We start from the raw sequence: 25,957 nt of genomic DNA on the forward strand, positions 1-25,957 counted from the left end.
GGTCGCGCGCAATCGCCAGCTTTGAGATCGATCGCTTCCGTAAGCCAACCACGGCGCGTCCTCCATCGATGCGCGCGGCGGTGTGGCGGCACAGGGTTCCGCGTGCCGCCTGTAACGGAGCTATGCTCATGCTCTCATGGGGGCCGTTCCGGATGGAGGCGACGCGCTCCGGGTAGACGGTTCGCCGGGTCTGCAGTCGCTGCCGCCTGGGTCCTGGTACTCGAACTTTTGGGCCGCGGTTGAGCTTCGCCGTTAGCCCATAACGCCCAAGAATAGGTCTCCTTGATTTCGGACTTTGACAGAGATGCAGGACTCTTCCAGCCTGATGCGTGGGCAACGGGCGAGGCACCGGATGAAGTACGTCTCTATGAAGTACGTCTATATGTTGGCTTTCTGCATCGCCGTCACGGTGAACGCGACCGGTGATGTGTCTGCAGCGGAAGCCCCGGGGACCACCCTGCAAATCGGGGCCGGTGGATCAGACATTACCACGCTCGACCCCCATCGTGCGACGACCAGCACCGACAAGCCGCTGATCGGCCTGATGTTCAACGGCCTGGTTCGATTCAAGCCAGGGAGCGCGGACCCTAAGGATCTCGAGCCCGATCTCGCCGAGCGGTGGGAAACGTCCTCAGACGGACGAGTCTGGACCTTCTTCCTCCGAAAGGGCGTCAAGTTTCACGGCGACTGGGGCAGCCTCTCCGCAGATGATGTCGTCTACTCGCTGACACGTGCCGCAGACCCCAGCCGATCGAGCTTCGCTGCAGACTTCTCCGCGGTGGAGAGCATCGCCAAGGTAGACGGGTCCACCGTTCGCGTGACCCTGAAGTATCCAGATCCGAATTTCCTCGGCCGCTTGTCCAACTATCACGGCGGAAACATTGTCTGCAAAAGAGCAGTGGAGGAGCTCGGAGACAAGTTTGCCTCCAACCCCGTCGGTACGGGTCCGTTTGCGTTTTCAGAGCATGAAACGCAGCGGCATGTGAAGCTGGTCGCAAACGAGGGCTATTTCCGCGGCCGGCCGCAGATCAGCAATATCATGTACCGTACGATCCCCTCCGACAGCGCCCGCGAGCTCGCCTTTGCGTCTGGAGAGCTCGACGTCATCCAAGGCCGGCGCGAGCAACGCTGGGTCGATATGACCCGCCAGCGCGGCAACATGGTCGTTGATGTCTTCCGTCCAGGAGAGTTTCGAACGCTTCACATCAACAGCAGTATTCCGCCGCTCGATGACCTGAAGGTCCGACAGGCAATCGCCGCTGCGGTCAATCTCGACGATCTCGTGCAGTTTGTCGGTAAGAGCGTCAGTCTGAAAGGCTGCTCGGTCGTGCCCCCGGGCTATATCGGAGAGGACTGTTCATCAGGGGCTTATGCTTACGATCCGGTGAAGGCCAAGGCACTTCTGGCCGAAGCGGGCTACCCAAATGGCCTGACGCTCAAGGTCGTGGTGTCCAACATCTCGGCTATCCTGCCGACAATGGAAATTATTCAGCGCCAGCTCGCAAAGGCCGGTATCAAGCTGGATATGAGCGTTGTCGATCACGCCACGTATCAGAGCCAGATTCGCGGCAATGCCAGCGCTCTGGTGTTTTATGGCGCCGCCAGATTTCCGGTCGCCGACACGTACCTGACCGAGTTCTATCACTCGAGCTCGAGCATTGGAAAGCCGACGGCGGTTGCCAATTTCTCCCATTGCGACGTTGCGGACGCAGACATACAGGCGGCGCGGGTGGAAGGCAGTGTGGAGCGGCAGCAGGAGCTGTGGAAGGAGGCTCAGCGCAAGATCCACGACGCCGTCTGTTCTGTTCCGCTGTTTGAGCTTCAGCAGGTCTGGGGGCACAGCAAGCGTGTCAACTACGGCTATGAGCTCAAAGGAGCCATGAATCTCGCTCCGCCGATCACCGAGGCGACGACGCTTATGCCGCGCTGAGCGACTCGTGGGAGAGCCGTGCGGCCGTCGTGCGCGCCTGCTGCAGGAAGGCGTCGACCAGACTTGCATTGCGGCTGTCGCGCATTCGACAGAGCTGGAAGTCGTAGGACAAAGCGGGCTCGAAGCGTCTGATGGCCAGACGGTCCTGAAGCCCGCTGAACATCAAAGGGTGCACCAGCGCGACGCCGAGGCCGGCTGCCACGAATTCGCACAGGGTCGGCGAGACATTGGCAACGAGCACGGTGTTGGGTCTGACGTTGTAGGCGTCGAACATCGTCGCAATGCACTGACCGGCCTGGCTCTCAGGGTCGAAAGACACGAAGGGAATGTTGTCGAGATCATCCGGCTCCACAACGTTCTTCATGGCGAGGGGATGATCGGTCGGCATGATGCAGACGAGCGGGTGCTGGGTCAGCGGTTCGGCGATCACATAGGGATTGTCGATCCGCGAGCTGACAAGGCCGACATCGAGCTTGCGTGTGACCAGCCAATCCACGATCCATTCCGAGCTGCGTGACTTGACCGAGCAGAACACGTTGGGATGCTGCTGCAGGAAGCCCATCGTCGCCTGCTGGATGAACGAACGCGACAAAGCCGGCATGACTCCGACAAGAAGCTGCCCCTGCTCCTCGCGGCGGATGGCCTCGACGGCATTCTCCACCTGGCGGACACCTGAAAAAATACGATCAATCTCCTTGTAAAGCCGCATGCCACGCTCTGTCGGAGCAAGGCGGCCCTTGACGCGATCGAACAGGCTGAGCCCGGTATCCTCTTCGAGATGAGCGATCAGTTTGCTCATCGCGGGCTGGGAGATGTTGAGGATCAAAGCGGCTCGGCTGATCGAGCCGCTCTCGATCACCGCTTTGAACGCCTCGACCTGTCTGAGATTGATCTGACGAGCCATCCCATAACCCTGAAGAATACAGCCAGAGATTTTCGACTTTGACCAAATATCTCTTTTTGTCGTCATATTGGGCAAGAGGAAATCTGATGCATCCTGAGATAATAGTTATCGGTGCGGGCACGGTCGGTGCTGCGATCGCTTATGGGCTTGCGCGAAGACAACGCCGAGTGCTCGTGCTCGACGGTGACGATCGCGACCATCGTGCGGCGCGGGCCAATTTCGGCCTTGTTTGGCTACAGGGCAAAGGCCAGAACATGCCCGCCTATCAGCAGCTGTCACGCCGTAGCGTCGACATGTGGTCCGACTTTGCGTCGGAACTCACTGATCTGGCCGCGTTGGATCTTCAGTATGAGCAGAATGGCGGTTTGGCGTTCTGCCTCGGAGATGACGCGTTCGAGAAGCGCCGCTTGGACCTTCAGCGGCTGCAGAATCAGCTCGGCGGAGCGGAGGCGGATTGGCGGATGCTCGATCGCGCTGAACTGGCCAAACTGCTTCCGAAGGTTCGATTGGGGCCTGACGTGGCCGGCGCCAGCTTCGGCCAGCGGGACGGGCATGCCAATCCGCTTCAGCTCCTTGCGGCTCTTCATGCCGGAATCCTGCGTCTGGGTGGAGATCTGCGCCCAAACGCTGCGGTGCGGCAGATCGTGCCCAGCGAGGCGGGCTTTACGGTGACGTTCGGAAACGAGACCGTCAGTGCGCCGCGCGTGCTGATCGCTGCGGGTCTCGGGTCTCAGGCGCTGGCGCGGCAAGTGGGTCTTGAAATCCCGCTGCGGCCTCAACGCGGGCAGATCCTGGTGACCGAGCGCCTTGAACCATTTCTGCCTCTGCCGACGAGTGGCTTGCGTCAGACCCGGGAAGGCACCGTGATGATCGGTGCTACCCATGAGGAGACCGGTTTCGATAGCTCCGCGACCGCGATCGCGGCGGCAGATCTCAGTCGGCGGACGCTTCGCATCGTGCCGGGGCTTGCTGAGGCAAAATTGGTTCGGCAGTGGGCCGGGTTGCGCATCATGACGCCTGATGGGTGTCCCGTCTACGCCCAGTCCCAGAAGCACCGGGGAGCCTTCGTGGCGTTGTGCCATTCAGGCGTCACGCTTGCAGCTCTGCATTCCACCGTCTTGGCCGATGCCATCTCGGCCGGCCAGTTGCCGGATTCGCTCGATATCTTTCATCAGAGTCGCTTTGATGTTTCGAAAGCTGCATGAGCCCGCTGAGACCGTGACTGTCTATGTCGAAGGCAAACCTGTCACGGCGGAGCCGGGCGAAAGCCTGGCAGCTGTGCTGCTCCGGCAGGCTGTCGTCTGGTCGCGCCCCACACCGGTCAAAGGGAGCGGGCGAGCTCCCTATTGTATGATCGGCGTCTGCTTCGACTGTCTCGCTCAGGTGGATGGAATCGCCTCGGTTCAGACCTGCATGACCCCGGTTCAGGAGGGCATGAAGGTTGAGCGCCAGCAGCGTAAGCGGTGCTTGCCGTCATGAGCACCACCGATCTTCTCATCGTAGGGGCTGGCCCTGCTGGCATGACAGCGGCCATCACAGCCCGCCGCTATGGAATTGACGTCCTGGTTGTGGATGATCAAAGTTCGCCTGGCGGGCAGATCTGGCGCTCGGTCGAAACCCAAGCGGCGACCCCGAGGGGCGCCATCCTTGGAAGGACTTATCAGGACGGAAAGGCTGCGACCGATGCATTCCGCGCCAGCGGCGCGCGGTACGAGCCTCGTACACAGCTTTGGCAGGTCGAACCTGGTTTTCGTGCCTTCGTGACCCATGATGGCAAGGCCCGGACGATCGAGGCGCGCGCCATCATCCTCGCAACCGGCGCCCAGGAGCGGCCTGCTCCCTTCCCAGGCTGGACACTGCCGGGAGTCCTCACGGTGGGTGCCGCTCAGGTCCTGTTGAAGACCGCCGGGCAGATCCCCTCCAAGCCGGTCTGGGTCGCTGGTTGTGGCCCGTTGCCGCTTCTCTACCTCGTTCAGTTGCTCAACGCCGGAGGTCAGATCGCCGGCTATCTGGACACGACACCGGCCGGGAGTCATTGGGCGGCGCTCCGGCATCTGCCGAAGGCCCTGCGTGCCAGTGGGGCGCTCCTCAAAGGGCTCGCGTGGACGGCCGTCCTTCGACACCGGCGTGTGCCCGTCGTCCGTCATGTCGTCGACCTCGTGGCGCACGGATCGGACCGGATCGAATCCATCAGCTATCGAACGGCCGATGCACAAGAGAAGACCGTTTCCGCGGATAATCTGTTTGTGCATGAAGGTGTCGTGCCGAACGTCCATGCACCGCTGGGGCTGGGCTGCGCGGTTGAATGGCGTGACGAGCAGGATTGCTACGTTCCGGTTCTCGATCAATGGGGTGAAACGACCAAAGCCGGTATCTTCGTTGCCGGGGACGGCGCGGGCATTGCTGGCGCGAAGGCCGCGCAATTTCGTGGGGCGCTCGCAGCACACAGGCTGGCAGTCAAGCTCGGCTATGCGGACGAGCAGATCGTGCTCAAGGAAGCGCTGCGCGTTCAAAAGAGTTTGGCTCGCGAACTTGCCTTGCGGCCCTTTCTTGACACCATGTTCAGACCCCGCGGCAGGATTTTTAGTCCGTCCGATGAGACCGTCGTATGCCGCTGCGAGGAGGTCACGGCAGGAGAGATCCGGGCGATGGCGCAGATCGGCGGCTCCGGCCCGAACCAGATCAAGGCCTTCACGCGTGCAGGGATGGGCCCCTGCCAGGGGCGGCAATGCGGTTATACCGTCATCCGCATCCTCGCGGAAATCCAGGATTGTCCTATAGGGGAGATCGGCTTCTATCGAGTCAGGCCCCCGCTCAAGCCCGTGACGCTTGGAGAGCTGGCCACACTCGATCAAGAGGAGGAGGTGTTGTGAGGCACTTTCCCTGTCTGGAGAGAAGAGTTCAGTCCGAACATTCTGGTTTCTGTTCGCGAATGTGCTGGGTGATCCAATGATCAGCTTTGCCTTCAAGCGGCTGCTGCTGGCCATCCCCACCTTGCTGGTGATGCTGACAGCAATCTTCGTGCTGGTGCGTCTCGTTCCGGGTGATGCGGCATCCGTCATCCTTGGCGATCAGGCAACCGAAGCCTCGCTTCGCGCGATGCGCGCCCGGCTCGGGCTCGATCAGCCGATCCAGGTCCAATATCTTCACTTTCTCGGTGAGGTGCTCACCGGAAATCTCGGGCAATCGCTGAGCAGCGGCCGGACTGTCGTGCAGGAGGTCCTGCTGGTGTTGCCCTCCACAATCCAACTCACCTTGGCGGCCATCGTGATCGGAATCGTCCTGGGCCTGCCGCTCGGAATTCTCGCCGCGCTCGGCCGCAACAGCTGGATCGACTACGTCTCGCGGCTGGTCTCGTTGGTCGGGCTATCGTTCCCAGCGTTTGTGTCAGGCATTCTTTTGCTCATCGTATTCGCAATCCAGCTGGGATGGTTCCCCGTTCTCGCGTCCGATAGCACTGATCCGATCGAACGGTTACGAAGCCTTGCCTTGCCTGCGCTGAATCTCGGCTTGATCCTGATGGCCTATGTGGTGCGTGTCACGCGGTCATCCATGCTGGGAGTCCTTGGCGAGGATTACATCCGCACAGCGCGCGCGAAGGGAGTGACTCCCACCCGCCTCGTCATGCGACACGCTCTGCGCAATGGCCTCATTCCGGTGGTTACCGTTGTTGGCCTCTACTTCGGTACGTTGATCGGAAATTCGGTGCTCACGGAGATCATCTTCAACCGGCCCGGCCTCGGCAAGCTGATCTTCGGGGCACTCAACGCTCGCGACTATACGCTGCTCGAGGGGCTGATGATCATCTTTGCCATCTGCGTCATCGTCGTGAATACGCTGACGGACATTACCTATGGGCTTATCGATCCGCGGGTGAAATACAAATGACGGTCGGGGTTGCATCGGTTGCAGTGTCGCAGCCCAGTCGATTGTGGCTGGCCTTCTCCAGAAATCCTCTCTTCTGGCTGGGTGCGCTGCTCCTCGCGCTCATCATCGTCGTGGCGGTGCTCGCGCCGGTGATCGCGCCTCATGACCCGCTGGAGCAGAATATCGTGGCCAGGCTCGAGCCGCCGTCAGCGGAGTTTCTGTTCGGAACGGACAATTACGGCCGAGATGTCCTGTCCCGTCTGATCTATGGAGCCCGCATCTCACTGATGGTCGGTTTCGTCGCCATCCTGATTGCGATGACAATCGGCTGCACGATCGGAATCGTTGCGGGTTATGTCGGAGGAGCGCTGGATCAGCTCGTGATGGGAGTGCTCGATGTCATGCTCTCGTTTCCAGCTCTCCTGCTCGGCCTCATGATTGCGGCGATGCTCGGCGCCAGCCTTCAGAACCTGATCATTGCAATCGCAATCACGGAGATCGCGCCGTTTGCGCGAGTTGCCCGGGCGCCAACGATTGCCTTGAAGCAGCAGGACTTCGTGATCGCCGGCCGAGCGCTTGGGTTCGGACCCGTCCGGATCATGGGGGTTCATATTCTCCCCAATCTCATCTCGGATGTCGTGGTGATGAGTTCACTATGGATGGCTTCCGCGATTCGCACGGAAGCATCGCTGAGCTTCATCGGGCTAGGCGTTCCGCCACCGACACCGACCTGGGGCAGCATGATCCGCGAAGGGTTCGACAATATCCTCGACGCCTGGTGGCTCGCGGTCTTCCCGAGCCTTGCGATCCTGTTGACCGTGCTCGCCCTCAATCTCCTGGGAGACGCTCTGCGAGACGCCATCGATCCAAAGCTGCGGGGGGAATAGCAGGCATGACATCGTTTCCTAGGCCAGCTCTCGACCTGCGCAATCTGCGGACCGAATTCCGAATCGGCGGCCATTGGTACCCGGCAGTACGAAACGTCTCGGTATCACTGATGCCAAACGAGACGCTCGCGGTCGTGGGCGAGTCGGGCAGTGGCAAGAGCGTCACGGCCCTGTCCATCCTACGGCTGCTTCCGCATGCCGGTGCTCGCATCCAAGGCGGAGAGGTGTTGTTCGAGGGTCAAGATCTCGTGACCTTGTCCGAGCGGGACATGAGCACGATCCGGGGCAATTCGATTGCGATGATCTTCCAGGAGCCGATGACCAGTCTCAATCCGACCATGACCGTGGGAGACCAGATCGCGGAGGCGATCCTCATTCATCGCGGAGGGTCGCGCATGGAGGCCAAGGCTGAGGCGCTTCGGCTCTTGGCGGAGGTCAAGATTCCATCGCCGAAGAGCCGACTAGATGAGTATCCGCATCAATTTTCGGGGGGGATGCGCCAACGCGTCATGATTGCCATGGCGCTTGCCTGCCATCCGAGGGTTCTTCTGGCCGACGAGCCGACGACGGCACTCGATGTGACGATCCAGGCGCAGGTGCTGACTCAACTCGAAGAGCTCAAACAGGCCTACGGAATGTCGATGTTGTTCATCACGCATAATCTTGGCGTGGTTGCGCAGATCGCCGACCGCGTTGCCGTGATGTATGCGGGCGAGATTGTCGAGCTTGCGACTGTCGACGCGCTGTTCGCAAAGCCCATGCATCCTTATACGGCGGCGTTGCTGCGCGCCATGCCGCGAGCTGACCGGGCCAGCGAGAGTCTGGAGCCGATCCCCGGCAGTGTTCCGGCCCTGTCTGCCGTTCCAGCAGGCTGCGCCTATGCGCCCCGCTGCCCGTTCAAGGACCGCAGCTGTACCGAACTGCACCCAGAGCTCGTATCATCAGGTGATCCCGGACATTTGGTGCGCTGTCCCGTCAGACCGGTCGGAGGAGTGCATTGATGACGACATCCCTGGGAAGCGGCGACTTTGTTGTACGTCATCTTTCGAAGACCTTCGTGAGACACGGAGGTTCAGGCGCCAGATGCGTCCGGGCGGTCGATGATGTGTCCTTCCGCATTCCAAAGGGGGCTTCCCTTGGCCTCGTGGGCGAGTCCGGTTGTGGCAAGTCAACGGTCGCGCGTACCATTCTTCGGCTCATTGAGCCCGATAGCGGATCAATCTTATTCGACGGCATCGATGTCCGCGCCGCCAAGGGGGCCACCTTGCGCGCGTTGCGGCGCCGGATGCAGATCGTGTTTCAGGATCCGTATTCTTCGCTCAATCCGCGCCGAACAATCCGGCAGACTCTGGAAGAACCCCTTCGTGTTCATCTGCGACTCTCGTCCAAGGACATCCGCGAGAAGGCGGAAGCCGCCATGCTCGAGGTCGGGTTGCCGCGAGAAGCACTGGAACGCTACCCGCACGAGTTCTCAGGGGGGCAGCGGCAACGGATTGGCATTGCACGGGCGCTGGTCTTGGATCCCGAACTGGTCGTCGCAGACGAGGCCGTTTCTGCTCTCGATGTGTCGGTCCAGGCGCAAATTCTTCGACTGCTGGAGGGGCTGCGCGAACGCCGCGGCCTGTCGTTCTTGTTCGTTTCGCATGATCTCGGGGTGGTCCGCCATTTCTGCGACCGAGTCTCCGTCATGTATCTTGGGCGCATCATCGAAGAGGGGCCGACGGCAGATGTTCTTGACCGTCCGTTGCATCCTTACACCAGGCTTCTGCGCGACAGCTATCCAGTGCCGGATCCGAGGGCCCGCCGGCCTCTGATCCAGATCGTGGGAGAGGTTCCTTCTGCAGCCAATCCGCCTCCGGGCTGTGGCTTTCATCCGCGTTGCGCGCGAGCGGAAGGTCTATGTTCCGTCGAAAAGCCGCAGTTGGAGACGTCGGGAGACGGCCGATTCTGGGCATGCTACTTCCCGGAAACAAGCGAGATCGCGTGGGGGAGCCTGCGCATCGGAGCGCGATGACTTGAAGCCCCGCCAAAGAAGTTCATTGGCGAGTGTGCCGTGATCGTAATCCAGTCGCCCAATTCCTTGGATTGAGGTCGACCGAGCGGAAGCTTCGCTGGAGGCTAGCGCGAGAGCCGCTCTCTGATCAGCGGCGAGCGGTGTTTACCCGATCCGATCGGTGCAGCATTCGCGCGTTGCTGACCGGCTCAGGTCGGGGAAGGTAGGTGGCAGGTCCGTCCGGGGCGAAGTCGAGCGAATAGCCCAATCCTCGCACCGTACGGATATAGTTCGGCTCGCCACGTTCACAAAGAGCCTTGCGAATGCGGCTGATATGAACATCGATCGAGCGAACGGCGTTCTCCTGAGTATGTGCTCGAATGCTGGATAGGATCTGCTCCCGAGAAAAGACCTTTCGGGGGCATTCGAGGAGCTGTTGCAAGATCCGATATTCGACGGGGCAGAGGCGAATGCAGCGCGCTCCTCGGGAGACGCGATGCGCGTCGGACTCCATGACAATGTCGGCAAATCGAAGCACTTTGGGACTGGAACAAGTCGATTCGCGCAGAAGACCACGCAGCCGGTCGATGAAGATGTCCGGAAGAAACGGCTTCAATATATAGCTTGTCCGATCCGCATGGACGCACGCCTCCTCGAGGTGAGGCGATACGCTTGCCATGATCAGCGTCGGGACATTCTGCGTTGCAGGGTCCCGGTGCAACTGTTCGAGCGCGAAGGCTACGCGATCCCCGCACGATACATCGTCCAGGGCGATCAAGCCGGGGCGCGCGGCGGTGGCGGAGGCGATCGCATCTGTCAGGGTATCAGTCAGCATGCAGTCGAAGCCGTTGCTCTCGAGAATGTATTTGAGCAGGCTCGTGAATCCCTTGTCGCCGACCAGCAGGACGCGTGGTCTCGAAGGCACGGAGATGGAGCGGCCTTCGTCGCGGGCTGTAGAAGCCGGCGCAGACATCTGGTCGCATCCCGCCGCGGATTGGTCGACCCCCGAATCCGGTTTCCAGCCGGTCGCGAATGCAAGGCCCTTGTCCTGATTTTTAGCTGAGTTTGCGACACTGCAGAACTCCTCGGCAGGCTCGTCGCTGCCAGCTAGGACTGCCTTGTGCACCATTCCCATCTCCATCATGTGTCTGCTGCATCAGATGCAGTAGAGCAGCTTCCGGCGCGCGCGGAAGCTACCAAGCCGGATAGGGGGCTGGACGTGTACGGCTGCCGCCGGCAACCTTGGGACGGGTCGGATCCGTGAATGGTGATGTAATTCCGCAGATGGCGGTCGTCGCTTGCGGAACAAGAAGACTGCGCTCCGGACCGCGGACCTCTACCAGGGTTGGTAGTGGCAGTGTGTGGTCGGTCGCCCTATCTTTGCGGTGCAGGCTCTCCGTGCCGCAGCCGGTCGCAAGTCATCAAGCTTTGGCGCGTCCAGTCGAAGGATCCATGATATGATTTTCGGAGAGGCGCAGATGGTCAGCCGCATCGGATTTGTGCAGGGTGACCTCATGGAGCCGGCTGACAAGAGAGGACGAGGCTTTCTCACGGATTGCTGGCGCGAGGAATTCTCGGTTGCCCAAAAAGTCGGCTTCGAATTGATCGAGTGGAGGATCGGTGACGAGCCGATCCTGATGAATCCTGTGATGTCTTCCACCGGACGAGATCAGATGCGGCGGCTTAGTCGCGAGTGCGACATCTGCATTCCATCGCTGTCCGCCGACTTCATGATGCAATCCCCCTTCTACAAGGTCACCGGCCGTGAGCATTGGGCGAGGCTCGATCTGCTCGGTGCCGTGATCGAGGCGTGTGCTGAGATCGGCATCAAGCTCCTCGTGGTGCCACTCGCGAACGGCGGGCAACAGCTTTCCTCCCGCGAGGCGGCGGCACTTCGATCCGGACTGGATCGGCTTGCGCCGCTCCTCGAGGCTTGCGGCGTCGTCCTCTCCCTTGAGTCTGATCTCGATCCGCCGCTCTTGGCATCGCTGATCGAACCATACCCGGCAGACCGGTTCGGCATCACATACACGGTTGGATGTCGAGCTTCGACAAGCGCTGATGCGCATGAGGCCCTTGCCGCCTGCGGCAACCGGATCGTGAACGTCCACCTGAAGGACTGGAATTTGCACGTCAACCGCGCTTCGCCGTCTCGTCAGCGAACCAACCTCGCCGGCGCGCTCAATCAGCTGAGACTCGCAGGTTATCGGGGCGATCTTATTCTTCAATCGACCCCTGGTAACTGTCGAGCAGCATTGCTCGCCCAGTATGGTGCCATGGCTGCGACCTGGTGGAGCTTCGGGGGGCCAGATCATCTCAGTCTTGCTCCAGGGATGGTCGAGGCGAACGAGAACCTGCAACAGCTGTCGCACACGCGGTGAGCTTGGAGCTCGACGCCACGCCGAGACGAATTCCCTGCAGGCTGTGACTTCGCACCTCTCTGCATGAATTGGTGCGTCCCAGAGCCCGCTTTGGACGAAGCATGATCCTGGCGGTTGCCCTTGACCGAGCGAGGACGGCGCCTCCGCGCGCGCGAGCCAGTCGTGCAAATATAAAGGCGATCTGTTGACTGCAAAGGCAAGTCAATGCGCGCATTTATGCGTTTCACCGCTAGCCCATTATTAGTGTCCGAGGCGCGTACGTTAGCGAGATGCTTCCGTATGTTTACAGGATTATTATGTTGACCGGATCGCGCTGCTCCAAGAATACTTGAATCTACGTTGGGTTGCGTCACGGAGCAGCAACATGCAGACGTCGGTTTCGATCATTGGTGCCGGGAATTGCGGATGTGCGTTCGCGGCCGATCTTGCCAGTCGAGGAGCGAACGTACTGTTGTACGCGCATCCCGAGCATCGCCGGCACGCGGAGACAATCGACCGCAACGGCTATCTGGAAGCAGGCCTCAAGATCGAAGGCCGCTTCCATCCGGATGTCAGCTCGGACATGGCCGACGTCGTCCGGTTCTCCAAGTTCATCATCATCACGGTCCCGTCATATGGCCATGAGGCCGTCCTGAGCGAACTCGCAAAGTTCGACCTCAGCAAGCATGTCGTCATTTCGATCACGGGCAACTTCTTCGCTCTCATGGCGCGCAGACAGATCAATGCGCGGTACATCCTCGAAACCGCCACGGCGCCCTACGCCTCGAGAATGCAGGATGGCAAGGTGACGGTGATGGGCATCAAGAGCATCATGCCGATCGCAGCGATGCCGGTCGATGTCAGTGAAGCGTTGCGCGGTGAGATTGGCGCGATCTTCCCGATGCCGCTGCAGTGGCGCAGCAATGTTCTCGAGATCGGCATGTCTTGCATTACCGGAGTGATTCATCCGACGCCGGCGCTGATGAACGCCGGATGGATCGAGACGCGAAAGGGCGACTTCTATTTCTATCGTGAAGGCATGTCGACGTCGGTCGCCCGCGTCATCGACGAAGTCGACAAGGAGAGAATGGCGATCGCCAGGGAATTTGGCTTCAAGCCGCAGCCTGTCGTGGCGATCATGAACAGCTACTACGACAGGGCCTTCGCCAGTTTCGGCGAGTTCGCCAGAGAGACGGTCGAACACAACACGACCAAGATGGCGCCGACGCACATGCGCGACAGGTTTATTGTGCAGGACGTTCCATACGTTCTGGTTCCCTGGTTCGAGCTCGGCGTCAAGGTCGGCCTCCATTCCACCGCGATCAAGTCGATCATCGATCTGGCCTCCATCGTCAACGAGACGGACTATCTGGAGACCGGCCGAAACCTGCGCAGGCTGGGACTGGATGCGGCTTCCAAGGGACAGGTGATCGAGACATTCAGCGCACCGCTCGCGCCCTGGGACGATGAGCTTCGCCGTATCGCGTAGATCTTGGCCGCTTCTCGACCATGAGGCTTGTATGACGATCATCAGCAGCCGGCAGGGCGTGCCAGACAGCTCGGTGTCATCTCACCTGCCGGCAATCGGCTATAAGGTGCTCTCGGCAGCGGTGCTCGCCGTCATGTTCGCCTTGATCAAGAAGCTGGGCGGCGAGTACCCCGTGGGACAGATCGTCTTCGTTCGGAGTTTCTTCGCTCTGCTGCCGATTCTCTGGCTTGTCCGGCGTCTCGGAGGTTATCGCCTGCTTCGCACCGAACGGCCGGGCGCTCATCTGCGCCGCTCCGTTGCCGGTCTTTGCTCCCTCTTCTTCAGCTTCACGGCGGTCGGGATGCTGCCGCTCGCGACCGCGACGGCGCTGGGCTACGCAGCACCGTTGTTCATTACGCTGTTTGCCATTCCCTTGCTCGGGGAGAGCATTCGCCTCCATCGTCTTGTTGCCGTCGTTTTCGGATTTGGCGGCGTGCTGCTGATGGCCCATCCCGATGGCCGGGGGCTCTCCTCGGGAGTCTTGTTCGCGCTGGCCGGTGCGGTGGCTACGGCCCTTGCATTGATCTCCATCCGCAAGATGCGGGACACCGAGACGAGCATGGCCATTGTTTTCTACTTTTCGCTCTCGGGCACATTGGTGAGCGCAGCGACACTGCCGTTCTCTGCAGTCTGGCCGAGCGTGACTGACTTGCCGATCCTCGTCGCAATTGGTGTTCTGGGCGGCGCTGCTCAGATTCTGCTCACCAAGGCCTACCAGATGGCGCCGGCGAGCGTCGTTGCACCCTTCGAATACGCCACCTTCGTCTTTGCCTTTCTGCTCGGTCTCCTCGTCTGGCGTGAGATGCCGGTCCCGATCGAGCTGGCTGGGATTGCCGTCGTGATCGCTTCAAATCTCTTCATTGCGATGTACGAGCAGCTGGCCGGAGTTTCGTCAAAGCTTCGCCTGCCCGGCAAGTGGCACCACACCGCGACGGTCCGCGCCAAAACCGACTGAAAGGATCGGCGCGGATCCGGCTCAACCCCATAACTCCGACGAATAGGTGCTCGCAAAATTCGACTTTGACTTCCTGCTGCCATTCGCGCGGAAGATGCTCAAAGGCCAGCTTCGTGCCACTTCGATAGAGTTCGGTTTGCCAATCATGAGTCGGACGGCTGCGCTACCTCACCTCGTCCGATCAGCACACATGTTGAAGATCCCTGGAGGCCCGCATGACATACACCGCTGCCGAGCTGTTGGCCGAATGGGTCAGCGCGAGCAAAGTTCCAGAAGAAGCCCGGATCAGCGCGGCGAAATGCGTGCTCGATTTGATGACCGCCGCGATAGCCGGCCATGAGACGCCAAATGCGGTGGCCGTGCGCCGAATAGCGAGCGCGACCTGGGGCCATGGACCGGCGGCGATGTGGTTTTCAGGAGAGCGGTCGACCGCTGCGGGGGCAACCTTCGTCAATGCGGCCTGCGCGTGCTCGCTCGACCTGGATGATGGCCACCGCGCCGCTTCGGGCCACCCCGGCGCAGCGATCATTCCGGGGGTATTGTCACTGCTCGGCAGTCCGTCCTTGGATGGGCAACGGGCGCTTGCCGCCATTGCCATCGGATATGAGATAGGCATTCGTATTTCTGCTGCCCGGGATCTGCGAAGCGTCCCGACGGTGAACAGCGGCCTCTGGAGCGGTCAAGCCGTTGCGGCAGCGGTGGGTTGGCTGAGAGGGCTGTCGCGGAGCCAGATCGCACACGCGATCTCAATCGCTGGGACAACGGCACCGAGCCAGTCGGCCACTCCATACACCCGGTTCAGAGGCAACAGCGTCAAGGAGGGCATCCCATGGGGAGCTGCCAATGGCATCCTGGCGGCCGATCTGGCCAAGCAGGGCTTCACCGGACCGATCGACATTCTGGACAGTTCAGAACGGTACGATCGCGCGCGGCTTCTCGACGGGCTCGGAACGAGTTGGCTCATCAACAGCACCTATTTCAAGCCCTATAGTTGCTGCCGTTGGATTCACGCGCCGATTGACGCGCTGATCACGTTGCTGAGCGATCATGACATTCATCCGGAAGCCATCATCAGCATCGATGTGGAGACCTTTGGGAGGTCGTTGACCCTGAGCAACGAGGTGGCGCCGCGTACGCTGGAAGGAGCGCAATACAGCCTTCCGTTCTGCCTCGGTGTCGCCGCGACCAGCGGCGCACCAGCGTTGCTCCCCTTGAGCAACGAGTCGCTGACAGACCAAAGGGCCATCGAGATCGCTGGACGCGTCCACATGACCGTCAATCCCGAATTTGAGCTGATGTTCCCGGCTGCGGTTCCCGGGCGAGTTCGCATCACCACTGCTTCGGGCACGTTTGAGCGGACCGTGTTGGCGCCGAAGGGAGAACCTACGAACCCCATGAGCTGGGACGACATCGGGTTCAAGTTCCAGGCCATTGCAGCTGGTCGCGCCGATGCTCGTGTCGCGGCTGGGATTCCAAATGCGATCGGCGCGTTGCGAAGGGGAGATGTTGCGCCGTTGCAATCGATGCTGGAAGCAAGGCTGTTCGCCAGCTCGAATGACGCGTCGCCCGTCGAGCGGCTTGAGGTCGCCCAGTAGGCCCAGCGAGCGATGAGACGGCGGCAAAAAGTCTTCCTGGCAACAGGTCTATGCAGATCGCTTTGTCCCATCCCCTGGACAGGAGCGTGCGTGCGAAGCCGGCGAGGAGGGACCGGCTACTCAGTTTCTGCAGCGGTTTGACATCTCCCCTAACCATGCTGTCTCATTTGGCTTCCTGATATGAAAATGACGAGAAAGCAGCACTGCCTTTAGGGGTAGTGGTGCTGAATGCAGTCGTATGCCTGTCACAATATCGGGAAATCCTTCAGTGCGGTGAAGACGACGCTACGGTCGCCGTCGACGTGAAAGCGCCATACGTCAATCGGATCGACCTTTAGTCTCTGTTTGAAATCTTGTTTTGAGCAGCGAGAAGGCCGGCATGGTCAAGACACCAGTTTTCATCGGACCTAGCGTCGCAACGGATGCTCCCTCCCTTGCACGAGCGGATACTGCCCGTCTGCTCTGTCCCCATCGGGCAGATTGCGGGACGAACTGGCGGGGGTCAAAGGCGAACCTTGTGTTCGCAGCAAAGCTGCTCGGCTGCTTGCGCACAGGAACGTCACCGCCACCATCTGCGCTCGAATGGTCCGGATTTGTTGAGCACTGGACTGTCATCGTTCGCGACGACATATGTGTGCTTGAGGGAACGGTATGGCGTCTCCCATTGTGCCAGGGCAGCTTGGCTGCACCTCTTTTGGCCATTGATCCTGCCGCAGGGTGGGCGCGCGCGCTCGGGGAATGGCTTACGATAGGGGCGCCTCACAAGAGCACCGGCGCAGCCGGACTTCGTCCGGAGCTGATCTCCGATCTTGCTGCACGATGGCTGGAACATCAGCTCGCCCCCACAGATTGAGCTGTGGCCCAGATCGCTTGACCGACATTGCCAAGGGCGGACGAAGCGCTTCTCAAACGGGTGTGAGCGCCTTTTGAGAGCGCGCGTGAGCTTCGAGCGTAAGCAAACTTGATAGGGTCGCGCGACCGCCGTCGATCTGCTGAAATCCTTGGCAAAGTGGACCTGAGGCGAGGCTGGTATGCCGCAGACAGCAGCGGGGCCTCATCATCGCTGCCCGGAATCACGCGATTTGAGTGAAACCGAAAGTCCCTGGAATACGCAAAATCCACTGTGTTGCGCTCGATCGGTGTCAACGCCGCAGATTGATAGCCACGTGCAGGAGCCCTCGTTGCTAGCCTCTGCAAACCTTGGTGAGAGAGTGGAAATGGCAGGGACGAGTGTGTAATGAGCGAGTTCAACTGGAGGTCGTCCGAGTCTTACAAGAAGCTCGAAACAGCCGATGCGGCCGACTTTGCCTGGGAATGTCTACGTCGTAATCCAGACTATCGGCGAGACTACAGCGATCTGCTTGCACAAGACAAAGACGGCCCGACCGATCCTGAATTCCGGCAGCGATGGGGGCTTTCTTTTCGCGGCTGACCCAATGCGCCGGTTTGATGCTCAGGCCATATTCTGGGCGCCGGAAGTGCTGCCGACTGTGCTTCGGGTTGCTCCGACCTCGCTAGGCTCGCTTGCGCCATTCTCTCATCTCGACCTTCGCGGATCGCCCGGCACCGAGCTGAGACGGGCGTCCGACGGCTGGTACGCGGTGCTGCAGTTGGGCGGCGCCACGCACCGGCTGATGCTCTCCCGGCTTCCGGCGAAGGGGACGGCCGTGGCTGTCGAACTGCCGCTCGACCGTGATTTCGATTTGCAGACGCGCGCGGCCTATCGGCTTTGGACGGCGCTGAGACGAGGTCCGATCCGGCTGCCGGCTCACACCGGGCCCATTCAGCAGCGCCGGCGCCTCGTTCTTGCGCTGCGCGCCTTGGATGGCCGCCTCGAGGGCCAGAATTATCGGGCGATCGCCACGGTTCTGTTCGGGTCCGAGCGAGTTGAAGATCGGGGATGGAAAACGCACGACCTGCGCAGCCGGACGATCCGGCTGGTTCAAACAGGTCAGACCCTGATCCGAGGCGGCTATCGAAATCTGCTGCGTAGCCAACGGCGATCAGCATGATCGGCGCGCTGGTCCGTCTCGCAGCGGCCGCGGGAGTCGACCCTCTGGGCAAGGACTGCATGAGGGATGCGAAAACTCAGTCATTCGGCTTGGCCGATGTCCTGAGCGCATTACTCGTCGTCGCGCGAGCGGAGAAGTTCAGCCATCTGCAGCACCTTTCGGCGAAGCCGCTCGTCGGATATGCCGAAATAAAGCTCGAGCAGCTGGCGAGATTCGCGTTTGGTCACAAGCTCACTGAAGTCCGCCGTCTGCTCATGAGCCGCCTCTGGCACAGCGGCGCCTGCCTCGACGTCAATCTCGTCAAAGAACCACGTGATCGGAACAGCGAGCTGGTTTGCGATTTCGTACAGCCGAGATGCGCTGATCCGGGTCTCGCCCGCTTCATACTTCTGAATGAGTTGAGCTGTCACGCCAAGGCGTCTTGCCAGGTCATCCTGGCTGAGATCGAGCAGGTTCCGTCGCAGGCGCAAGCGCGTTCCCACATGCTGATCGACATGATTGGGCTTCTTGGATGACTTCCTGAGCCGCTTGCCTTGGTTTCGGGACACAGCGGGGCGGCCGTCAGGGAGCTGTTTGGAAGTCGCCACGTCCGCTTACCTCATGCCGTATCCAAGATGTTCGTCCATGAAGCATCAATCTCAGCTTGAAACAATCAACCAGAATTATGTCATTCGCGCTACAACTACAGAGGATAGATCAAATGCAATCGTCGCTAGCCACGGTTTGATGTGCGTGACGTAGCAAAGGGCAAGGAATGTCGATGCAGGATTGCTGTCCTCAATCTGGCCGCGTGCCTTCCAATCTGAAGATCGATCATGGTCCGATCAGCCTCCTGGGACGCTTCTTCCTCGCCGCTGACACCGCCGCCCAAGAGCGCGGCGTCAGCGTCTATTTTGCGAGCCTACAGGATTTGCTCGACATCAACAGCGCAAATTCCGACAGCTGGCGACCGCTGGTGCCGATCTTCCAGCCCGACCTCGGCGGCGCGACAGCTGAGAACAGCTTCGTCATGGTCGGGAAAGACAAGGACGGGGAGATCGTCGCGACACAGGCGGGTCGGTACTACGACTGGACAGCCACGACGCTGTTCGAGGAAGCCATCTCGCTTCGTATGTTCTACGCAGATCCGGCAGCCGCCTTGGCGCGCGGCGACGGCTGTCTGATTGCGACCCCGGTGGCGTCGACGATTTCGGGGAGGGTCGTGTTTTCCGGCGCCGGCTGGTACCGGCGCGATTTTCGCGGCAGAGGGTTGGCGCGAATCCTGCCCCGGATTTCGCGTGCCTATGCTCATGCGCGCTGGAATACGGATTTCACGATCAGCATGATGGCCGACGCTGTGATTGCCGGCGGCATGGCGGATCGCACCGGCTACACCCGGATCGAGCGGTCGAGCGTCGAACTGGTCGTATCTCCGCTCGGATCGATGCGCTGTGGTCTTGTCTGGATGCCGGTGCAGGAGATGCTGGCCGATCTGGAGGCCGCCATGGGCGTAAGCTGGCGCGAGGAATCCGATCCGCGCGCAGCGGCGATGTGAGCAGAGCCGGCTCTCAATGGCGGGGGAAAGCATGCAGGGACCGCTGGGTCACCGGGAAGCCGAGGCATATGTCAGGCACCTGTTCGCGTGTATCGACGCTCACGACTGGGCAGGTTTGTCCAGCCTGCTGGACGACGGTGCCGTCTATGAGCGTCCAGGATATGAGCCCTTTGTCGGCAAGTTGGCCATCATGCAGTTCTATCGCCACGAGCGCATCGTGGCCTCGGGAGAGCACCTGCTTGAGCAGGTGCTGAGCAATGGCGAACAGATCGCCTGCTGGGGCAGCTTTGCGGGCCAGGACAAGAATGGGCGTCCCTTGAAGGCCAGATTCGCCGATGTCTATCATCTCAGCGGTGGCCGCATCGGCCTGCGGCGGACGTTCTTCGACAGTCCGGCGCTCTGATCAGCGCAGTGGCTACGCGCTCTCGGCACCAGTGAACAACTGCTCGCCCCAGGGGGCATCGACAGGATGGGGGGCTGCGGTGCAGCCGGCAGGCATTGGCCACAGATGCTTGGTTGGACATCGTTTGGGCCAATGCGTGTACAGCGCGGGCGTCAGGCCGTCATGGCGCGCGTCTCGGAACGCCAGGCTGCCGCCTGCAAGGCCTCGCCGTCCATCCCTGTGCGGGGCAGCCCGAGATGGGACAGCACTGTCGGCGCGATGTCGATGACGCGCGCGGGTGACTTGCGGATCCGACCCGGACTGAAGCCTTCGCCCCATGCCATCAGGAACGGAGCCTGCTCGTAGGTCCCGAGTCCTCCATGCTGTCCGCATCCAAGTCGGTCGGGCTTGCCGAGGGCAGGCTTGGCCGCGAGGCTCGAACCGCGGATTCCGAAGCGGTTGGGGACGTCGCTGGACCGCATGGACACAGCAAAGGCAAGGCCGCCGGTGTGAGCTTGTCCAACGCGGTCGAGCTCGTCCGGCCCGAAGACCTGCCCGGCCCAATCACTGCGTTCCAGAAGCGATCGCACGTTCTGCAGCGAGGGGCCGCGCTGGGAATCGACATAGATCAAGGCCGAGGTCCCGTTCGAGATGGCCAGAATCTCGTCGGACATGGGGTTGGCTTTGAGACCCGCGGTGATCAGCGCTGCATCGATGTCGACGATGTCCTCGACCGTTTGATGACCATGATCGGATCCGATCAGAAGGAGGATGTCCTCGCCCTGGTCGCGCTGTCTTTCGACGGCTGCGATGACCTCGGCCGCCCGACGATCCGCCTCCGCCAGCACGGCAAGATGGTCCGGAGAACCGAGCGGTGCGTTGTGTTGAATGTGGTCCGGTTCGCCAAGCCACAAAATGCCGACCGCCGGGCGACGCTTCACCATCACGTCGTCGATGAAGCGGGCTGTCATCCTGGCGTCACCGCCGCTGTCCAGCGTGACGTCCAATCGATCGCCGGCCGCCACTTCGATGCGGCCAGGTCCGAATGAGCCGGCCCGGTGATAGACAAATCCATGCCCGTCGGGATCATGGGCATAGGCAGCCCCGGGGGACACGTTGCTGAAGACGATCTGGCCACCCACGGTCTTGACGCGTTCCGCCAGGGTCGGCACTTGCAGTGAGGATCCCGTGACTCGGCGCTTGTGTTGCAGAAACTGCGGATCTCCGGCGTCGCGCAGCACCAACCTGCCGGATTCGATCAGGGCAACGGAATTGCCTTGCAGTCCATGTCTTGCCGGAGTGCATCCGGTTGCAATACTCGCCGACACGACGCGTGTGCACGAAGGAAAGACGGTCCGGTAGTCCTCGAACCATTCGGCGCGCGCGGCGAAATCTGCGAGATGGGGCGTGGTCGCAGGCGAAATGAGGTCCCGTCGAAGTCCGTCGAGGATCATGATGACAACACGCTTCATGGTCAAAGGTCCACCTCATTGAGTGCGACACTGAAAATATCGAAATTGCGCAAAGTGCGCCCGTCGGGCGCGCCCGGGCTCGCGCGAAGCCGATGAGACAGGATGAAGGGGACGCGCTGCTCGGCGAGACCGCCATGCGAGCGCAGCCTTGCGCCCGCCAGGTTGGAAAGCTCGTGGTCGCACGCCCGGGCGCCCAGGGCGATTCCCTTTGCTGCGATCACGCAGACGTCGCCCTCGCGGTCGCGCGGCAGCTCGAAGCGGGCGGCTGCATCGTCTCCGGTCAAGGCGAGACCGACGCCCGGAAGCCCCGCGAGAAACGAAACGACGTCTGAGGCGCGCAGGACTGGATCCAGGAGGTGAACCCGGACGAAGCCGCCGAGCGCGCCGTGATGGCGGACGAACGGGTCGGTGATGGGGCAGATCACCCGCGTCCGCCCGAGGCCAAAGACTGCGTCGAGCTGATCGCCGAGATACATGACATTGGGCGAACCATCGGCGTGCGCCATATCACTCATACCGTGATCGGCGACGATCCCGACGAGCGCGCCCTCGGCGAGCAGTGCGCCGAGCCTCTGATCCACCTCGGCCATGAACGCCAGGGCTTCCGGCTCGTGCGGTGCGTAGGCGTGCTGGACATAGTCGGACAGCGACAAATAGATCAGATCAGGACGATGATCCGCCAAGAGCCTGAGACCCGCGTCCAGGACGAACAGGGACAGGTCCGCCGAATACTGATGAGGGACGGAGCGGCCGATCCGCGCGGGCACGTCTGCAATGCCATTCTCGGCTTCGCTGCAGCAATCCGCCTTCTCGGCAGAGAACACGATTCCCTTGAGGTCCTTGCCAAGCGCCTTGCGGAGCTTGTCCTTGGCCGTCACGGCGGCCACCTTGGCTCCGGCACGGGAGAAGGCGGAAAGGATCGTCGGCGCTCGCATCGGCGATGCGTCCACCATCATCACCTCCTCTCCGCTCGCGGCATCGATGTAGAAGTTGCCCGACACCCCGTGGTGCGCGGGCGCGACCCCGGTGACGATCGAAACGTTGTTTGGATTGGTGAAGGTCGGTATGGCCGCGAGCGCCGTGGTCGCAAAGCCGTCGCGTCGCATGCGATCGAGGGCAGGGACGATGCCCGCGCTGCTCGCCGCTGCGATATAGTCGGGATCGCAGCCGTCGAAGCAGATGATGACAGTGGAAACGCGCGGCCAATTGTAGACCCGTCCGTTCACTTCGATCTGCGTGTCGGAACCCGTTGTCGGCTCGGTGGCGGATGAATATCGCATCAATGATCAACCCGTGTTGGCAGGCGGCAGGTGTGAGCAACCCAGGCGGCGCTCTGAAGCAGCTCACGGTCAGAGCCATGACGCCCAATGAGCTGGAGACCGATCGGCAAGCCGTGTGCGCCGCAGAGCAGCGGCAGTGAGACGACAGGCAGACCGCACAGGCTCCAGGGCATGGCAAGACTCCCCGAGCCGGGACCTTCATCGAGCCTTGTCGCCTCGCCCAGCGCCGAAAGGGTCACAAGCACATCGTGCTGCGCGAACAGCTTCGACGTCAGTCTGATCAAGCGATCGGCCAACGCGTTCAACTCGATGTAACGTTTTGCGCTGAGCGCAAGGCCTGCGGCAATTCCATCCTGCAGCGGTGGACACAGCTTGGCAGACAGATGCTGGGGTAGATCGCCGAAGCGAGCCGCCAGATGAGCGTTCAAAAGGCCAAGAGCCACCTCGATCGCACCGCCGAACTCGCTCGGAAGATCCAGCTCGTGGACTGCAACCGGCAACGCACCGATGAAGGCCGTCAAAGCCTCGCCCGCGTCCGGAGCGACCTGCTCGAATCCCGGTCCGCGCACCACAGCCAGCCTGGGAGGGCGTCCGATCCGATCGGCGGCGCTGTCGACAACGGGATCAAATGCGCCGGCAAACAAGCAGAGATCCTGGACGGATCTCGCGAGATAGCCAATCTGCGCAAGCCGCGGCACCAGGATGTTGGAGCCTTCCATGCTTGCAAACCCGAACGACGGCTTGAAGGCATACGCTCCGCAGAATGATGCCGGCAGCACCGTCGAGGCGGTGTGCTGAGTCCCGAGTGCAAGAGGGACCATTCGGTCGACCACAGCTGCCGCCGAGCCGGCCGAAGACACACCAGGTGAGCGCCCAAGATCATTGGGATTGCGGGTCGCGCTCGGATGATACATGCCGAACTCCGACGTCGTCGTCTTGCCGATGATGATGGCGCCGGATCGCCTGAGCATCGCGACCGCCGCGGCGTCCGCTGCCGGGCGACGGTGGCGCAGCAGGCTGCTGCCATATTCTGATGGCATGTCGATCGTATCGAAGACATCCTTGACGCCGACGGGCAGGCCGTGGAGCGGTCCGGAGAGCCGGCCTTCCGATTGCGCCTTGTCGGCGAGGAACGCCTGCTCGCGCGCCGCGTCCACCGCGACATGAGTGAAGGCGTGGACCTCGCCGTCGCGTGCCGCGATGCGAGCGAGGCAGGCCTCGAGTAGTGTGGCCGCGGAGAGGCGTCGTTCGCGTATGGCCGAAGCTGCAGCCGTGGCTGTCAGCTGCGAAGGATCGCCATCCATCTCGCAAAGCTGACGCCGACTGTGTGGGATCGCGATGGTCATGATCGGCCCGTCTCCTCGAGGGTCTCGGCAGGTGCGAATGAGCTGGCGCTGGTCCCGCGGAGCCGTGAAGGCCAGGCGAACGCGTGTCGAGGCATCATCCCGTCACGAAAGGTCAGGACGCATGATGCGAAGACGATGCCCTGGAGCACCTGCACCCAGGCCCCATAGGGAGCGAGAAAGTGCTGCATCGTGACCAGGACCGCGGCGCCGACCAAGGGTCCGCTCAATGTGCCGAGGCCCCCGATGAGGCACATCAGAACAGCCTCTCCGGAGAGGTGCCAGTGCGCGCCGGACAAAGTCGCGAGCTGAAAGGCAACCGCACTCAGTGACCCGGCGAGGCCGGCACAGCTGGCGGCGATCGCAAAGGCGAACAGCTTGAGGCCCCGGGCATTCTGACCAAGGGACAGGGCGCGCCGCTCGTCGTCGCGGACCGCGACAAGCATCATCCCAAGCTGAGACGACAGCAGCCGCTTGATGCCGAAATGGACGGAGCAGAAGGCTGCGACGGCAAGTGCATAGACGGCGAGGTCGTTGCGCAGATCAATCAGACCGAACAGGAGGCCGCGCGGCACCGCCTGCAGCCCGTCCTCGCCATGCGTGAAGCTCGACTGGACGAACACGAAGTAGACCATCTGGGCGACGGCGAGCGTGATCATGGCTTGATAGATGCCACGCCGCCGGATCGCCAGCGCTCCCATGACGATGCCGAGCAGAATAGCGGCAGTGATCCCCGCCAGCATGGCCAGCTCCGGGGACATCGCCCAGTGCTTCAGCGCATGCGCGGTGACATAGGCGGCCGTCCCGTAGAGAGCCGCCTGTCCGAACGACATGACCCCGGCGAACCCCAGCAGGAAGTTGAACGACGCGGCAAGAATCGCAAAGCAGAAGATCTTGACCAGGAAGATCGGGTAGAGCAGTGCCGGCAGGACAGCGAGTGCAGCTGCGATGATGACGACGATCAGGATGCGCTCGTATTTCTTGTCCGCGCGTACATCCGGCGTGGCCGTGACCGGGGGAGGAATGCCGGCAAAGGAATGATGACGCAGCACCTCGATGCCGAACAGGCCCTGTGGCCGGACCGACAGGACGATGCACATGAAAGCGAAGATCATGACATTGGCCGCTTGCGGGAACACCGCCAGTGTCGCGCTCTCGAGCAATGCCAGGCAGTAGGCCGCCAGGATTGTCCCTCCGAGGGAGCCCATCCCGCCGATCACAATGATGGCGAAGACAACAAGCAGGACGTCGGACCCCATCAACGGACTCACCTGATAGATCGGCGCCGCAAGAGCGCCGGCGAGGCCCGCAAGAGCCGCGCCCAGCCCAAAGGTTGTCGTCATCACCGCAGGAATCGGGACGCCCAGCGCTTCGGCCATCGTGGCGTTCTCGGAAGCCGCCCGAAGCGTCGCTCCAGCCTTGGTTCGTGCGATCGCGATCCACACCCCAAGGCAAACAATAAAGGCGACCATGACGACCCACAGCCGGTAGACGGGGAACACTGCAAAGCCGAGATCGACCACGTCCGACAGCCAGGCGGGCGTCGTGAAGGGCAGTCCCGTAGAGCCGAAGATGACCTGAAACCCGCCCTGGATCGCGGTTGCGAGCCCGAAGCTCAGCATGAATCCATAGAGCGGATCGAGACTGTAGGTCCGCCGCAACAAGAGTCGCTCCAGCACCATCCCGGTCGATCCAACCAGAACGGCAGCCGCACACAGGCCCACGAGATAGGGAAGACCAAGGCGCGCAACGGCCGCCCAGGCGGCAAATGCACCCATCATGTAGAGCGCGCCGTGAGCCATGTTGAGGATGTTCAAGAGCCCGAAGATCAATGCGAGGCCGAGGCAGAGCAGGGCATAGAACGATCCATTGACCAGACCGATCGTGAGATAGGAGAGAACGAGGTTTGACATAA

Annotated in this window: 23 protein-coding genes and 1 pseudogene; 16 read left to right on the forward strand and 8 right to left on the reverse strand. The window is 61.5% G+C overall.

Going from position 1 to position 25,957, the window contains the following annotated elements; genetic code table 11:
• Nucleotides 1-352 precede the first annotated feature (352 nt).
• Complete coding sequence (locus tag QX041_RS23705; RefSeq protein WP_316166682.1) at nt 353-1,930, forward strand: ABC transporter substrate-binding protein; 1,578 nt, start codon at nt 353-355, stop codon at nt 1,928-1,930.
• Here QX041_RS23705 and QX041_RS23710 read toward each other — a convergent pair.
• Nucleotides 1,917-2,900: a LysR substrate-binding domain-containing protein gene (locus tag QX041_RS23710; RefSeq protein WP_316166924.1), complete on the reverse strand. Its 984-nt coding sequence runs from the start codon at nt 2,898-2,900 to the stop codon at nt 1,917-1,919. The genes QX041_RS23705 and QX041_RS23710 overlap by 14 nt on opposite strands.
• 20 nt (nt 2,901-2,920) lie before the next feature.
• On the opposite strand from QX041_RS23710, the gene QX041_RS23715 reads away from it, so the two are divergent.
• The 7 genes from QX041_RS23715 (at nt 2,921) to QX041_RS23745 (ending at nt 9,602) form a co-directional block, all read left to right on the forward strand.
• On the forward strand, nt 2,921-4,039 hold the full coding sequence (locus tag QX041_RS23715) for an FAD-dependent oxidoreductase (RefSeq protein ID WP_315716466.1): 1,119 nt from the start codon (nt 2,921-2,923) through the stop codon (nt 4,037-4,039).
• On the forward strand, nt 4,020-4,313 hold the full coding sequence (locus QX041_RS23720) for a (2Fe-2S)-binding protein (protein WP_315716423.1): 294 nt from the start codon (nt 4,020-4,022) through the stop codon (nt 4,311-4,313). Before QX041_RS23715 ends, QX041_RS23720 begins: the two co-directional genes overlap by 20 nt.
• A complete protein-coding gene (locus QX041_RS23725) occupies nt 4,310-5,707 on the forward strand; it encodes an FAD-dependent oxidoreductase (protein WP_316166684.1) in 1,398 nt (465 codons plus the stop codon). The genes QX041_RS23720 and QX041_RS23725 overlap by 4 nt, the downstream gene beginning before the upstream one ends.
• A 76-nt stretch (nt 5,708-5,783) precedes the next feature.
• Nucleotides 5,784-6,722, forward strand: a complete 939-nt coding sequence (locus QX041_RS23730) for an ABC transporter permease (RefSeq protein ID WP_315754288.1) — start codon at nt 5,784-5,786, stop codon at nt 6,720-6,722.
• Nucleotides 6,719-7,588, forward strand: coding sequence for an ABC transporter permease (locus QX041_RS23735; protein ID WP_315773510.1), 870 nt, complete (start codon nt 6,719-6,721; stop codon nt 7,586-7,588). Before QX041_RS23730 ends, QX041_RS23735 begins: the two co-directional genes overlap by 4 nt.
• A 5-nt stretch (nt 7,589-7,593) precedes the next feature.
• Nucleotides 7,594-8,589 carry an ABC transporter ATP-binding protein gene (locus tag QX041_RS23740; protein ID WP_315716419.1) on the forward strand — a complete coding sequence of 332 codons (996 nt, stop codon included), beginning with the start codon at nt 7,594-7,596 and terminating at the stop codon, nt 8,587-8,589.
• On the forward strand, nt 8,589-9,602 hold the full coding sequence (locus tag QX041_RS23745; RefSeq protein ID WP_316166686.1) for an oligopeptide/dipeptide ABC transporter ATP-binding protein: 1,014 nt from the start codon (nt 8,589-8,591) through the stop codon (nt 9,600-9,602). The genes QX041_RS23740 and QX041_RS23745 overlap by 1 nt, the downstream gene beginning before the upstream one ends.
• A 127-nt stretch (nt 9,603-9,729) precedes the next feature.
• Here QX041_RS23745 and QX041_RS23750 read toward each other — a convergent pair whose 3' ends face one another.
• Nucleotides 9,730-10,710, reverse strand: coding sequence for a response regulator transcription factor (locus QX041_RS23750; protein ID WP_315828479.1), 981 nt, complete (start codon nt 10,708-10,710; stop codon nt 9,730-9,732).
• 328 nt (nt 10,711-11,038) lie between these two features.
• Between QX041_RS23750 and QX041_RS23755 the strand changes: the two genes are divergently transcribed.
• The 6 genes from QX041_RS23755 to QX041_RS23785 all read left to right on the forward strand — a co-directional run bounded on the left by QX041_RS23755 (nt 11,039) and on the right by QX041_RS23785 (nt 18,031).
• Nucleotides 11,039-11,962, forward strand: a complete 924-nt coding sequence (locus tag QX041_RS23755) for a sugar phosphate isomerase/epimerase (protein ID WP_316166687.1) — start codon at nt 11,039-11,041, stop codon at nt 11,960-11,962.
• Between the two features lie 364 nt (nt 11,963-12,326).
• Nucleotides 12,327-13,430 (forward strand): NAD/NADP-dependent octopine/nopaline dehydrogenase family protein, encoded by a 1,104-nt coding sequence (locus QX041_RS23760; RefSeq protein WP_316166688.1) that lies wholly within the window; start codon nt 12,327-12,329, stop codon nt 13,428-13,430.
• Between the two features lie 31 nt (nt 13,431-13,461).
• Complete coding sequence (locus QX041_RS23765) at nt 13,462-14,424, forward strand: DMT family transporter (protein ID WP_315754299.1); 963 nt, start codon at nt 13,462-13,464, stop codon at nt 14,422-14,424.
• Nucleotides 14,425-14,639: 215 nt separating this feature from the next.
• Nucleotides 14,640-16,019: an MmgE/PrpD family protein gene (locus tag QX041_RS23770; protein ID WP_316166690.1), complete on the forward strand. Its 1,380-nt coding sequence runs from the start codon at nt 14,640-14,642 to the stop codon at nt 16,017-16,019.
• Nucleotides 16,020-17,256: 1,237 nt separating this feature from the next.
• A complete protein-coding gene (locus QX041_RS23780; protein ID WP_315754303.1) occupies nt 17,257-17,451 on the forward strand; it encodes a transcriptional regulator domain-containing protein in 195 nt (64 codons plus the stop codon).
• Nucleotides 17,452-17,455: 4 nt separating this feature from the next.
• Entirely contained in the window at nt 17,456-18,031 is a 576-nt protein-coding gene (locus QX041_RS23785) for a DUF2285 domain-containing protein (RefSeq protein WP_316166691.1), read from the forward strand.
• A gap of 110 nt (nt 18,032-18,141) precedes the next feature.
• Here QX041_RS23785 and QX041_RS23790 read toward each other — a convergent pair whose 3' ends face one another.
• Nucleotides 18,142-18,618, reverse strand: a complete 477-nt coding sequence (locus tag QX041_RS23790) for a helix-turn-helix domain-containing protein (protein WP_316166693.1) — start codon at nt 18,616-18,618, stop codon at nt 18,142-18,144.
• 167 nt (nt 18,619-18,785) lie between these two features.
• On the opposite strand from QX041_RS23790, the gene QX041_RS23795 reads away from it, so the two are divergent.
• Nucleotides 18,786-19,565, forward strand: a complete 780-nt coding sequence (locus tag QX041_RS23795; protein WP_316166694.1) for a hypothetical protein — start codon at nt 18,786-18,788, stop codon at nt 19,563-19,565.
• A gap of 31 nt (nt 19,566-19,596) precedes the next feature.
• Nucleotides 19,597-19,968: a nuclear transport factor 2 family protein gene (locus QX041_RS23800; protein WP_315716411.1), complete on the forward strand. Its 372-nt coding sequence runs from the start codon at nt 19,597-19,599 to the stop codon at nt 19,966-19,968.
• A gap of 152 nt (nt 19,969-20,120) precedes the next feature.
• Here the strand turns inward: QX041_RS23800 and QX041_RS23805 are convergent, their stop codons facing one another.
• The 5 genes and pseudogenes from QX041_RS23805 to QX041_RS23825 form a co-directional block, all read right to left on the reverse strand.
• Entirely contained in the window at nt 20,121-21,419 is a 1,299-nt protein-coding gene (locus tag QX041_RS23805) for an alkaline phosphatase family protein (protein ID WP_315801426.1), read from the reverse strand.
• Between the two features lie 2 nt (nt 21,420-21,421).
• The gene (gene phnA, locus QX041_RS23810; protein WP_315716409.1) at nt 21,422-22,699 is read right to left on the reverse strand and encodes a phosphonoacetate hydrolase; all 1,278 of its coding nucleotides are present in this window, start codon (nt 22,697-22,699) and stop codon (nt 21,422-21,424) included.
• Nucleotides 22,699-24,045, reverse strand: a complete 1,347-nt coding sequence (locus tag QX041_RS23815) for an amidase (protein WP_316166695.1) — start codon at nt 24,043-24,045, stop codon at nt 22,699-22,701. The genes phnA and QX041_RS23815 overlap by 1 nt, the downstream gene beginning before the upstream one ends.
• Nucleotides 24,042-25,094, reverse strand: a complete 1,053-nt coding sequence (locus QX041_RS23820) for a branched-chain amino acid ABC transporter permease (RefSeq protein ID WP_316166925.1) — start codon at nt 25,092-25,094, stop codon at nt 24,042-24,044. The genes QX041_RS23815 and QX041_RS23820 overlap by 4 nt, the downstream gene beginning before the upstream one ends.
• 6 nt (nt 25,095-25,100) lie before the next feature.
• Nucleotides 25,101-25,955 (reverse strand): annotated as a pseudogene (locus QX041_RS23825) (branched-chain amino acid ABC transporter permease); the annotation flags it as partial.
• Between the last annotated feature and the right edge of the window lie 2 nt (nt 25,956-25,957).

Origin of the sequence: Bradyrhizobium sp. SZCCHNRI2009, from assembly GCF_032485115.1 — a bacterium.
Lineage (GTDB): Bacteria > Pseudomonadota > Alphaproteobacteria > Rhizobiales > Xanthobacteraceae > Bradyrhizobium.